The sequence below is a fragment of the Streptomyces sp. genome (assembly GCF_035563135.1).
In the GTDB taxonomy this organism is placed as follows: domain Bacteria; phylum Actinomycetota; class Actinomycetes; order Streptomycetales; family Streptomycetaceae; genus Streptomyces.
Genome location: NZ_DATMVN010000422.1, coordinates 1 through 12,064, shown reverse-complemented (window position 1 = coordinate 12,064; position 12,064 = coordinate 1). Strand labels below are relative to the sequence as shown.

At 71.3% G+C, this 12,064-nt stretch carries 8 protein-coding genes and 1 pseudogene; 1 reads left to right on the top strand and 8 read right to left on the bottom strand.

From position 1 onward, the window contains the following. The 6 genes and pseudogenes from VN520_RS18510 to VN520_RS18485 form a co-directional block, all read right to left on the bottom strand. A pseudogene (locus VN520_RS18510) lies at positions 1–193 on the bottom strand (hypothetical protein); the annotation flags it as partial. A gap of 370 nt (positions 194–563) precedes the next feature. Beyond that, positions 564–956 (bottom strand): hypothetical protein, encoded by a 393-nt coding sequence (locus tag VN520_RS18505; RefSeq protein ID WP_325748027.1) that lies wholly within the window; start codon positions 954–956, stop codon positions 564–566. 120 nt (positions 957–1,076) lie between these two features. Continuing rightward, positions 1,077–1,238 (bottom strand): hypothetical protein, encoded by a 162-nt coding sequence (locus tag VN520_RS18500; protein WP_325748026.1) that lies wholly within the window; start codon positions 1,236–1,238, stop codon positions 1,077–1,079. A 118-nt stretch (positions 1,239–1,356) separates the two neighbouring features. Then, complete coding sequence (locus VN520_RS18495) at positions 1,357–2,178, bottom strand: hypothetical protein (protein WP_325748025.1); 822 nt, start codon at positions 2,176–2,178, stop codon at positions 1,357–1,359. Between the two features lie 462 nt (positions 2,179–2,640). After that, the gene (locus VN520_RS18490; protein WP_325748024.1) at positions 2,641–3,330 is read right to left on the bottom strand and encodes a hypothetical protein; all 690 of its coding nucleotides are present in this window, start codon (positions 3,328–3,330) and stop codon (positions 2,641–2,643) included. Between the two features lie 343 nt (positions 3,331–3,673). Next, entirely contained in the window at positions 3,674–3,973 is a 300-nt protein-coding gene (locus VN520_RS18485; RefSeq protein ID WP_325748023.1) for a hypothetical protein, read from the bottom strand. Positions 3,974–4,416: 443 nt separating this feature from the next. Here VN520_RS18485 and VN520_RS18480 point away from each other — a divergent pair, with 443 nt between their 5' ends. Then, entirely contained in the window at positions 4,417–6,453 is a 2,037-nt protein-coding gene (locus tag VN520_RS18480) for a hypothetical protein (RefSeq protein ID WP_325748022.1), read from the top strand. A 152-nt stretch (positions 6,454–6,605) separates the two neighbouring features. Here the strand turns inward: VN520_RS18480 and VN520_RS18475 are convergent, their stop codons facing one another. Continuing rightward, positions 6,606–9,143 (bottom strand): hypothetical protein, encoded by a 2,538-nt coding sequence (locus VN520_RS18475; protein WP_325748021.1) that lies wholly within the window; start codon positions 9,141–9,143, stop codon positions 6,606–6,608. A gap of 159 nt (positions 9,144–9,302) precedes the next feature. Beyond that, positions 9,303–12,064 (bottom strand): hypothetical protein (locus VN520_RS18470; protein ID WP_325748020.1); only part of this gene is annotated, 2,762 nt, incomplete at its 5' end.

The following is a 12,064-nucleotide window of genomic DNA, read 5'->3' as shown; positions in this document are numbered from 1 at the left end:
TGTCGGCCGCCTTGTTGATGAGGTTATGGATCTTCTGCTGCGCCTGACGGAACTCCTCCTGATTGAGCGCTGCCCAGCGGAGGTTGCCCTCCATCTGCTCGCCGACACCCATGAAGTCGGGATCCTGGATGAGGGCGCGCTGGCGGGCAGCCTCGGCCCGGAGGTCGTCATCGGTGTAAGGGGTGGTGCTCATGGACGCCTTCCTTGAGGAGAAGCCGACGGTTGCTGCGGTCGTGGTCACTGAAGCCGACCGCAGCCGTAGCGTCGCCTGGCCGCGAATCTGGTCGGCCGGGTGCGGTCGGCGGCGGGCAGGAGCAGCGGGTACGGCCCTTGTCGGCGCGGCACTGTGTCAGGGACATTGGTGGCCGCCGTGAGCCTGCTGCAGGGAGCGGACAGCCGTCCCTGAGTGGGGGGGCAGGGTCGTGTGGCACCTTGTCGCCTCGACGAGGGGACGTGGCCAGTCGACTGCCGCCGCGGTGAACTCGGGATTGCGTGCGGACGTTGGGCGCTCCAGGGCCCCGGACGTGGACTCTGTAGGACCTGGAGCGCCGAGCTGTAGAGGACTACAGCGAGGGCGTCGGGACGGTGTCGTAGCGATGGGCGAGCTTGTCAGTTACCTCGCGGGCGCACCGGACGGCGTCGGCCACTGCGTCGATGTCGCCCGGTGCGCCGTCGACCAGGGTGGTGAGGTAGTCGCCGGTGACGTCGTGCAGGTGCGCGGACCAGGGTTCACGGTGCTCGGTGGCGGGGCGCTCGGCACGCTCGCCGGCGTACATCAGGACATGCGGGCCGTCGTAGGCGGCTTCCTCGTCGTCGGGGGCGCCGGGACGTGCGGCCATGATCAGGAAGGTCATCCCTCCCTCGGTGCCAGGGAAGGCGTAGCGGCCGACGGCAGCCAGGGCTGCGCGCAGCAGTTCGCCTTCGGTGGGCGGGCTCTGGTGGGGCAGTTCATTCATCGTGTCTCCGCTCCGCGGGTGGTGAGCGCCGGCGGGGCCTTGGTGTATCGCCGGCGGGACGGCCGCAGTGAATAGGGCGGGGTGCGGAAAGGGCGACGATCGGCGAATCCTGCGGGCGGGCTAGGCGATGCCGTTCTTGGAGACCGTGTAGCGGAAGCCGCAGGCCGAGGTGATGACGAACTCGATCCCGCGCGGCGAGGTGTACGGGACCCAGGTTGCGTGCTCGTCCTTTACCAGTCCAAGGGCGTCCCTGAAGACGACGTCCTGGGTCCAGGGAGGCATCTCCTCGAGCGGCTTGCCCTCCCGCGCGGATTCAGAGGACTTGTGCCCGCCCTGGCGCTTTGCCGTGGAGGGGAGACGGGTCCGGTTGTGGGAGCTGCGGCTCCGGCGGTCAGAGGGTTCATTCGGCGGCTTCCTGCTTCTGCGGGTCGGTAATGGGGGAGAGGAGGGCGCGCATTTCGCGCACGTACCGGACGCGGTGCTCGTTCCACCGGTGCCGTGCCGCGACGTTCTTGAGCGTGTCGTCGTCCCAGCCGATGAGGACGGCCCACAGGTAGGCGTCGTGCCGGTCGGCGGACCAGTCACGGGTGTCACCGACGCCTAGGCGCATCATGTTGCAGACGGCATTGACGGCCCGTGCGATCCCGCCGAAGGCCTTCCGGTGCCAGTCCCAGGCCTTGTACATGGCCTGCGCTGCCTCGCGGGTCTCGGCTCGGTCGTGCTCGGTGTCCTCCAGGACTTCGTAAAGCTCCGCCAGGCTGGCCTCCGTGTGCTCGTCCAGCGACAGCCGACCGGGTATTTCAGCGAGCGTCACAGGCGCAGCGAGCTCCCCGGCTGCGAGCAGGAGATGTTCCTCCCACAGCGGCCGCAGAAGACCACCGTAAATCTGGGAGCGGGACATCCAGCCGCAGGCGCAGGCCACCATCCAGCGGCCGTTGGGCACGTCGACGGTGCGGGGCAGGTGCTCGGTGACGATGCCGACATGATCGGGACAGACGGAGCCGGTCGAGGGACCACGGGTGACCTGACGCCAGCCAGCACCGGACCAGGAAGGACGGGCTGGCTCCCGCCCGTCCATGCGGGCTGCCATGTCGAACTCCCGTAGACATCCCGGGTAGAAGCACTGGTGGAGAGACGGCTGGTTGCGGAACGCCGTGGCCTTGGCGATGAGGTCGGCCAGCTGCTCCTCAGTGAGCGTGGCCAGGGTCGGCTGGTCGGTCACGGGCTGTTCCTCTCAGGGCGGGCGGGGTAACGGGAGCAGCTAACCGCGAGCTGGGAAGTCGGGCAGTCGTGCGGCGAATTTGCGCGCTGCCGCCACGGCTCTCAGCACGGCCCGGCTCAGCCGCTGGGAGGTGTCAGCGGTCGGCGACACGCGGCATTCAGTGCGGATGCCCCCTGCGGGACTGCGCTCAAGGGACGGTGCGGGCTCGATGAGTCTGCCGCAGGGAGCGGACAGCAGTGGGGCAACAGGTCTATGCCTCCGCGGCCGTCCGCTCACAGCCGTCGTTGGATCGGCCGGTGCCCGGTTGCCGAGGAGGTCTCCGCCTTCACCTGCGTCAGCGGGGAAGGGAAGGGAAGCCGGCCGAGGCCCGGCCCCGGCCGGCCGCGACGGTGCGTTGCTGCGGGCCGGGGCCCAGCCGTGTTCTACCCAACCGCTGAGCCCCGACGTCGTCTGGCTGTCCTGCTACGCGTGCGGGTCGTCCCCCTGCTCGATGCCAAGGGCCTGGGCGACTGCCTTGAACACCTCGGGGTCGATGGACGGCCGAAGGGAGTCGTCCTGCCAGTCGAGGTCGACGATGACCGGACGGTAGGGGCCGGAGCGCAACGCGCTGGCGAGCAGACCGGGCGGGAGAGGGAGCCGCTTGCCCGCTTCGGCGAACAGACCGGCGAGCTCAGCCGCCCCCGTACGGGTCTTGTCCGCGCCGCCGCGCCGGAAGTACTTCTCGCCCAGGTGCTGGCGTGCCACGGCTTCAAGCTCCACGTACTGGGGCCCGGCATTGTGTGGGGCGGCCAGGGCGCGGGCCTGCTGCGGGGTCATGCCAGTGGCCGCGACGAGCGCCTTCACCGCGGCGTCGGACAGGCTGTCGGCGAGCTGGTCCAGGCGCTCGGTCGCTGAGGCGCCGGGCTCCAGACCGAGGAGCTCCACAGCCCGGTGCCGTTGGACTCCGGCGGCAACTGCGACGCGCTTCACGTAGTCCTCAAGGTGCTCACCGGGCCGGGGCAGGGGAGCGCCGGTGATCCGGGAGGGGAGGCCGGGGCGTGGGCCAGAACGGGCGGCGACGGCGGCGCGGACCTGGGCCAGGGTGATGCCAGGGTGGGCCCGCTTGTACGCGCGTACGGCACGGTCCTGTTCACGGCGGCGGGGATTGGTCATGACCTCTTGTCCTTGTCCGGCCTGCTGCCCCACACGCGTCGGCCGTCCAGGAGGAGAGCATGACGAGTTGGCTCGCGCGAGTCTCAGACGTCTGTGGTCCCCGTCGACGGTGTGGGCGTCGAGGTCGGTGTGGACCAGGCGTGGCGCGGTTGCCCATTCCTGCGCCCACCATCGTAGCGATGAGTCCAGCTCTCAAGGCAAGCTCACGGGAGGCTCCCGTTTCGGCACGGCCGATGGGTTCCCGGACAGTGTTCGCCGTACGCGCCGTACCGCCCCAGGTCCGCTGCGGACTGCGACCCCGGTGCAGGTCAGATCGGGGCGGGAGGTACCCCTACCTCCCGGCTTAGTTCGCCAGCTTGCCGGTGACGACCATGCGGCCGTCACCGGCGAAATGGTCCGCCACGGTGAAGCGCTGCTCCAGGTGCTTCCGGACGGCGTTCAGCTTCTCCTGCCGGAGCGAGCCGCCAGAACCCCATGCTGCGTGGCTCTCGACGTAGTCGACGATCACGCCGAGCGTCTGTGAGGTGCGGACCTGGATGCCTTCCGACCAGCGCTGCCCGGAGCGGCGCCCGGTGGACGTCCGGCTGAGGCGGAACTCCTTGCCGAGGTAGCGGCGGACGGTGGAGTAGGTGGCCTCGGTCATGATCGGCTCCTCGTTCGTCTCGGCGGGCGTATCTCGGCGTGCACGGGCAGGTTGACGGGGAATATCTGACCGCACGCGGGCGATGCAGACCTCTGTGCGGCGAATTCCGCAGGTCCACCGACGTTCAGCTCGCCTCCCGCTGGACGTCGCCGTAGCACCTGAAAACGGGGCACGTCTGATCTAGGTCGTACACCGCGATCGCGGTTCCGACCCTCTCAGGAGTGTTGAGCCGGTGGTCGGTGATGAGGTGCTGCGGACGGTCCGCCAGGAGCGGGCGCTATGTTGTCCCCGGGCAGAGACTGCTGCCTTCGTCCGCACCGCGTGGCCCGGACCCACAGGTGCACCAGCGGCGAGAAGAGACGATCGTCACGCCAGTTGCACAGCCATCACTGCATCTGCCGGTACGCCGGTCCGGGGAGTCGTGCCGCGGAACGGATGCCCTTATGTCCAGGGACAGCAGCAACATCCTGCTGCGACAGCAATACACCGGCGAGCCCCGCCAGGCCGCCCACGCCTTCTACCAGGCCCGGGGCCTGTACTTCGGCCTCGTACCCGACACCACCGACCCCGCCCAGCAGCTCCTCGAAGCCGCCCTCGTCCGGATCCTGGCCCGACCCCACCCGCAGGTCCCCGCCCCCACCGCCGCGGGCACCTTCTTCGGGCTGCGCGGGGTCTCCCCGGACCTCGACACGCTCGTGCTGTGGCCCCACCCCGACCATCTGACCCCGCTACTGGGCCGCATCCTGCCGGTCCGCACCGACAGCGGCATCGCCGGCGTCCCGGGACTGCGGGCCCACCCCCACCCCAGCCGCACCGACACCCTGCTCCTGGCCCGCCCCGGCCACCGTGCCCATCTCATCCTGCGCGCCCGACCGGCCACCCTGCAGCAGGCCGAGGACCACATCCTGGCCGCCGGCCTCGAACCGCTGTGGTCCGCGCGCACCTCGCAGCCCGGCGAACGGCAGGCATGGGACCACCTCGTCGGCACCCTGCCGCCGGAGGAGGCGGCTCTGTGGAGCCGCGCTCTGCGCCGGGCCGGCCTGCACACCGCCCAGACGCCGGACTGGTCCCGGACCGCGCCGGAGCCCGGGCAACTGGAGGGCCCCAAGCCCCGGCGCATCGCCGCCCGCCCTGTCGGCCCGGCAGGAGGGCCGGCTCGCGGCATCGTCGCGGTGACCAGCTCCCTCGGGCAGGGCGGACTCGGCTGCACCACCACCGCGCTCGCCCTGGCCGGGGCTCTGGCACGCACCGGCGCCACGGTCGCCTACCTCGGCGCCGACGACCCGAACGGGCTCCACCGGATCCTGAAGACGTCGCCGCAGCCGGGACAGTGGCACGACCTGCTGCCCGGTCTGCCGGGCCCGGGCACCCTGCGCGGCATGGTTCTCTCCCCGAGCGCGCCCAACGCCCCGGCTCTGCTCGTCGACGCAGCCCGCGGGCACGACACCGTGGTTCTCGACGCCGGCAACGTCTTCGAGCTGCGGCACCTGGCCGGACACGCGGACGCGGCCGTCGTCCTCACCCACCTCGACCCCGAAGTGTGGGGGAGCACCGAGATCCTCGACCGGCGCCCCGCCTGGGTGCAGATGTGGGATTGGCTCAACACCCGCTATCTCACCGCCCGCGCCCGGGCCCGTGACCGGCACTCCCAGCTGCTGAACTTCCTGGACGAGACGTTCGAGTCGTACGTCTGGGACCGGGTCTCGGACGACAACCCCGACGTCTACGACGCCGACGACCCCGAGGACTCCGCCGCCTGGTGGGACGACTTCCAGCCCGACTTCGACGACGAGGACGACGAGGACGACGAGGAGGAGGACGAGCCGCTGGCGCTGCCGGAAGACCTCGACGCCGAGACCCTGGACCTCTGGCGCCAGGAGTTCCTGGCCTTCCTCACCCGCGAAGGGGCCATCCGCCACCCGGACAGCTGGGAGGCCGTGGCCGCCGTGTGGGTCCGCTACAACCGCAACCTCGACCTCCCGGGCGGCGGGGACGACGAAGCTCTTACCGAGACGGTCCTGCGCGAGGCCGCCCCCACGGCCACCGCCCGCTGGGGCGAGCAGACGTGGCAGGAACACCACCCCCGGTGGGCAGCGGCTGATGCCGTCACCCGCAGGGACAGTCTCGCCCCCTGGCGGCACCTGATCGAGGAGACGATCCACCCCACCGACCCGGTCGCCACGGCCCGGTTCCTGCTCGCCCGCCTGGACGCAGACGCACCCAAGAACATCCCCATCGCGCTCGCGGTCGCGCACGTCGACAACGCCCTCGCCGACGAGCAGCACCACCTCGCCGACGTCCGCGACGCCCTGCGCGCCGAGGGCATCCCCGCGCTCACCGTCCTGCCGGATCTGCCCGAGCACGCCGAACGAGAAGACGACCTGCAGGCCCTGACACGCCCCTCGGCCCAGGAAGCCGCCGCCGCCAACCAGCTGGCCCGGCTGGTGGCCGACCTGCTCGCCACCCGAACACGCTCCTGAGTATGCTCCGCGTCCCCCGTCGGGCAGGCCGACGGGGGACGCGGTCGCACTGCCGGCGGAGCAACCCCGCCCACGCCCACGGCGTACGCAGTCGGACCGGCGCGGGACGTCCCAGGGGAGTTCCTCTGGGACGTCCCGACCGAAGGCCGGCTTCAGTCCCGCCCGGACCCCGCCGACGTCTTCCGGGCGTTCTTCAGCGCGGCGCTCAAGACCGCACCGAGCTCCTCCTGGACCGGCCTGACCCGCTCGTCGTTCCAGGTCGAGGGCGCGAACAGGAGCTCCTCGAAGGCCTTGAGCTGGCGCACCGTGCACAGGGCGGCCACGCCATGTTCGCGCAGAGCTTCAGCCGTTTCGGCGACGGCTTCAGGGCCGCCCATGGGCCGGTACATGTTGGTGATCATGACCACGGGCATCTGCGGGTCAAGGCCCAGGGTACGAACGCTGCGCAGGAGGGCGGTGGTGGTCTCCTCGCCGGTGCCGGGCCGCTGGCGGCGTTCGATGAGGTCGTCGAAGTCACGGACCCGCGCGGCGTTGCTGCGCATCCCGGCCACCCACTGGCCGATGACTGAGCCCCAGTCCACCTCTGCGGCCGCGATCGGGGCGAGGGCGGCGGCGAACTGCCGCCGCAGCTCGGGAAGTTCCTCCTCGGCGGGTGCGAACGGTGCACGCTTGTCCTGCTCCAGGTGGTGGTGGTGTTCCACCCAGTGTGCGCGGACCTCCGACCACACCTCGCCATGGCGCCGGGCCCCCTCGTCCTCGACCGCCGCGAGGAAGAGGGCCCACCCCTGCTCCTGGGCGTCCGCGTCGTCGGCAGGGCCGGGCGGGAGGGGGAAGGAGACGCCGTCCAGGGACCGGGCGGCCGCGGCCGCATCCCACCAGTTGTCACCCGTCAGCTCGTCAGCCAGCGCCGCGAATCCCTCGGCGTGGTGCGGTCCGTACGCGAGGAAGCGGGCGTCCAGCACCGCCATCACCGCCTGAGCCGAAGACCGGGGCAGGTAGGCGGCATCGTGGCGCAGGTGTGCGGTGAACCGGGCGTCGAGCCACCGCATCAGCTTCGCGGTGCGCCACGCCTCCTGCTCCTGCATGGTGGCCGCGCGCGGCTGGAGGTCGACCTCGGATGCCACGGTGGCGAGGAACTCGGAGGCCCGTACGGCCAGGTCCTCGATGGGGTCCCCGTCGGCGCTGAGACGCTGCAGGTTACGCAGCCGGTTGTGCGTGATCCAGGAGTCGCGCACCGCATCCCAGCAGTCCGGGTGCCGGCGCTGCCCCTCGGGGGTGATGAAGTCCAGGAAGTGCCGGCGCCACAGGTCCAGAGGTGCCCCGTCTTCGGGCGGCAGGACGTCGTCGGGGTGTCCGGGCGACCCGTGGGCCCCCAGGTCCCACCACTCCTCGACGTCCTCGGCATCGTCGACGTCGTACACGTCGACCTCGTCAGGGGCCCCCAGCCGGGTCACGGCGTAGTAGAAGAACTCCCGGTCCAGCGCCGCACGCAGCCGCTCGGCGTCGACCTGTTCCGTCGAGGGACGCCACCACCGGGCGAAGCGCTCGTCGAGCGCGGCGAAGACACGGATCTTCTCGGGCCTGCGGTCGATGACGTCGACCTTCACCCAGTCCCGGGCACGGTAGTAGTCGGTCAGCACGGTCAGGTCGGCGGCCGGGAGACCGGCGAGCTCGGCGGGCGACCGACCCCCCACATCAAGGACCACGACCTCACCGCGGCCCGTCGCCTCCGCGGCGCGCGCGTCCAGGTGCTCCCCGAAGTAGCCGTGCGAGGCAGCCAGCAACCGGCCGCCGCCTGCCGGGGCGAACGGCTCGTGCCACACCGCCGCATCGTCGGCCGCGTCCTTGGCCACATGCCGCAGCATCGCGTCGTCGGTCACCAGCGCAACGGTGCGCCCGGCGCGGGTCAGCCCGTAGGCGATCTGGACGCTCAGCGTGCTGCAGCCGACCCCACCTTTCGTCGAGCGGACGTACACGATCTGCGGGCGCCGGGAGACCGGCCCGTGCGGGCGCGCCATCAGCGCGGACTCGTCACCGGTCAGCTCGGCGAGCGTCGGCTCCCGCGAAGCCCAGTGGGCGGCGACCTCGCGAGCCAGGAGCGGGCGGCGCAGCGCGCGGCTCCAGGCGGGCGCCGACTCGGCGAGGGAGATGTCGATGACGCGGCGCGGAGTGTCCTCGAACGCGGTGCCAGCCTGATCCCACAACGGCAGCAGACCCGCCTCCGCACACAGACGGCCGGCCTGCCGGACGTCGCGGGGCTGCGCGGCGAGCAGTACCTGTTCCGAGGCGCCCACCCTGCCCAGGGCCAGGTACTTGCCGTCGCAGACCCAGCGCAGCCCGGCAACGCCGGTGACGGTCGAGACGGTCTCGCTCGTGCGGCTGGGCAGCAGGCGGACCAGGACCTCGGCCTCGTATCCGGTCACCGGCCACAGCCTCAACTCGTTGCCAGGCCCCGGGCTCGCCTTGGCGACGCCGAACAGGCTCCCGCTCAGGGGGAGGGGATGCAGACCCCCGACCGGCCGGGCGAGCGCGAAGAGCAGCGCCGCCTCCAGGGCCTGCTGCTCGGCGGACGCGGCGTCGGGGGCCAGACCGTGAAGGAGACCGTGAGCGCGGATCCAGGACAGAGCCTGGGCATGGTTCTCGCCGGTAACGGCGGCGCGGGCGGCGGTGTTGCGATCGGCTTTCGCCATGATGTCCCGATTCTCGGCGTGGCTCCCGGACCGGCACACCGCGAGTGGGCGCAGCAGAAAGTCAGCTCACTGTGGAGATCTCCCCCTTAGCGCCTGGGATGCACGCGGGTCCGGGCCACAGTGCGAGGCGGGCGGCAGCAGGTCTGCCTGCCCGCCATCCTAGCGGCGGCTGACCGCGTGCACAGGAGGCTCCACCTCGACCTGCGGACGGGCTCGGGCTGGTGCCGGGCCACGCGGGGTCTGCTCGCCCTCCGAGGCCTCGACGAACGCATCTCCGCGCCGGTCTTTGGCCACCGATTCCCCCGCTTCCGGCGTGGCTAGCTTCGTGTTCAGGACCGCCTTGGCTCCGGGGTACTGCTCGCGGAGGTAGGCCAGCAGGAGCGGCAGCCATCCGCCCCGGTTTCGCTTGATCCCGAAGAGGTGGCCGACGGTTTCCCCGAAGACCGCGGCCGAGACGACAGGGGCCACGACGTCCGCGAACTGCTGGCAGATGCTCGTCCGTGAGCCCTCGGCGAGGGCCGCGTACTCCCTGGGGAGGGTAACCAGGGCAGCCACCTGCTCAAGGGTGAACCGGCCACCCTTGTGTCCGACGTCCACCGACCGGATACGCGAGGTGACGCCTGGAATCACGCGGCCCATGATGAACGCGTTGCCTCCGCTGGTCTTGCGCGCGCCCCGGGTAATCACCTCCAGATCAGCGGGAAGCCCTGTCGCCTGGTCGGCGGTGATCGTGATCTGAGGTGCCGCCGGACCGGAGTTGTAGCGGCCGAACGTCGCCATCATGAACGCCCGGCGGCGCCTTGACGGCGACCCGTACGCGGCGGCATCGATCTCTTCCCATGTCACCGACACCGCCGCGCCGAGTTCACTCTCCCCGGCGCAGTACAGCTCTTCGGTGATCGTGTCGCGGATTTCCTGCGGGAGCTGGTTGGACTGCTCGAAGAGAATCGTGTGCAGCGGCGCTCCGCTGTGCTTGAGTGCGAGGGCCCAGATCATCGGTTCGAGCATGAGCCCGGCCGTTTCAGCGCCGGGCATGTCGGCGACGAGTGAGCGGATCTCGTCCCAGGTGGCGCCCGAGCGGGGGCCGAAGTGGTCGTAGGCCTCCGGCCCGCACTCGCACTCGTCGTCGGTGAGGCACGTGCAGCCGGGGCCGTCCACGATGTAGTTCCCGACGGCTGCCCCGGCCTGCTCGATGGCGTCGGCCAGAGCGGCGACGTTCTCGGGCAACCGCCCGGCGCGCTTCCCGGCGTTGGTGAAGTCGATGCACGGCGAGGACCCGATCAGGATCTGCGTGTGCCGGAACACGAAGTGCTCCGGGTCGATGCTGCGCACGTCCGCGCAGACGGCGTGACAGCCAGCCCGCGTCGCCGTGGCCGTGGCATCGCGGCTGACGTCGATGCACAGCATGTCGACCTTGGCCCCGAGGATGCGGCGGATCCCCACGCACCAGCCTCCACAACCACCGAACAGATTCACCGCACGGGGGGCGTCACCCTCGGCGGGGGCGAAGAGCCATCGCACCGGGCCTGGCCCGGCGAGCCTCACCAGGTCGGCGGTGTCCTCCTCAGACGGGTGCGCGGCGACGAAGTCGGCGTACGTCCAGCCGTCCAGGTCGTCGTACGTGAGCGGCGTACGGCCCGAGGCGCTGAAGGTGTCCGGCACCCGCACCGGGACCGGCTCCTGGACCTGCGGTGCGGCGCCACCGCCGCCTGCCGCCGGGACCTCCGGCCGGGCAGCGGGCGGGGCGGCAGCCTCGTTGTCGGGCTGCGGGGGCCGGGCGGGGTACACCCGGCCGTCAGCGCTGCGGTGGAGGGTTCCGGCCTCGATCAGCGGCAGCACCCGGGAGACGTTGACCTTACGGCCGGCGTGGCGGAAGCCGTCACCGTTCTGCCACAGCAGCCCCGCCCCGGCCCACTCGATCACCTCGGCCTCCGTGCCCGGCTTGGCGGTCTGCACGAACTCGCGCGAAGCCCACAGCTCCGCCGGTTCCTCCGGCCCTTGTTCGGCCTGATCGAGCAGGGCGAGCGTCGCCGCGCCTGCCTTGATGGCAGCGACCAGGTCGAGCTGGTACACCCCGTACCGCTCGTTTACCGTCGTGCACAGGGCGCGCCAGGTCTCGGCCGTGGCATCGGTGAGGTTCGCGGCGGCCGCAGACAGCGCATTGCCAGCCGTCGGCGTGATCGGCTTCTCCACGCCGTTGACGTTGTAGGTACGCGTCACGCGCCGGTCGCCTTTGCCCGTGCCCGCGTCAAGGCGCGCTGAGGTGGCCCCGGGACGGTGACGGGTGACCACGTGGCCGATGTACGCGGCCGACAGCGTCGCGGTCGCCTCCGCGTCCAAGCCGTCAGCGTTCAGCGCTTGCAGCACAGCCAACTCATCAACCGTGGGGGTGGCGGCCCGTTCGGCCGCGGCCTTCTCCTCCGCGGCCCGCAGCGCGGCGGCCCGCTCGTTGGCGGCCTGCTCCGCGTCCGCTGAGGCCTGGGCCTTCTCCTGCTCCCCGGGCCAGGTTTCCCCGGCGGACAGCCACCGGTAGGGGGAGCTCTTCACGGCGGCGTGCCGGGTGTCCTTCTCCGGCTCCGTGACCGCGTTGATGCGCATCGCGTTCGACCACAGACGAAACGCGCGGGCTCCCTCGTCGGTGAGACCGAACGCGCGGGCCCCGGGGGCGATGGCGAGCACCTTCACGAACCCGGCCGCCCACAGGCGCGGAACCAGGGTCTTCCTGATCCTCTTGGAGACGTCGGCGCGGTCGGGGCTGATGTCGTAGGCGCTGAATCCGTCGGCGGTCTCGCGCACCTTGCCGTCACGTATCCACCCCAGCGTGCGCCACTGGTTGCGGGAGAAGTTCAGTGCCTGGGCAGCGTCGATGTCCTCCGGCGTCATCACGTCGGCGTCTTCCCGGGCGTGCGCGTCCAGGTGGG

Bases quoted from the DNA above. Each gene is read 5' to 3' on its own strand.
- VN520_RS18505 (WP_325748027.1), bottom strand. From the start codon at position 956: ATGAATGAACTGCCCCACCAGAGCCCGCCCACCGAAGGCGAACTGCTG.
- VN520_RS18500 (WP_325748026.1), bottom strand. From the start codon at position 1,238: ATGCCTCCCTGGACCCAGGACGTCGTCTTCAGGGACGCCCTTGGACTG.
- VN520_RS18490 (WP_325748024.1), bottom strand. From the start codon at position 3,330: ATGACCAATCCCCGCCGCCGTGAACAGGACCGTGCCGTACGCGCGTAC.
- VN520_RS18485 (WP_325748023.1), bottom strand. From the start codon at position 3,973: ATGACCGAGGCCACCTACTCCACCGTCCGCCGCTACCTCGGCAAGGAG.
- VN520_RS18480 (WP_325748022.1), top strand. From the start codon at position 4,417: ATGTCCAGGGACAGCAGCAACATCCTGCTGCGACAGCAATACACCGGC.
- VN520_RS18475 (WP_325748021.1), bottom strand. From the start codon at position 9,143: ATGGCGAAAGCCGATCGCAACACCGCCGCCCGCGCCGCCGTTACCGGC.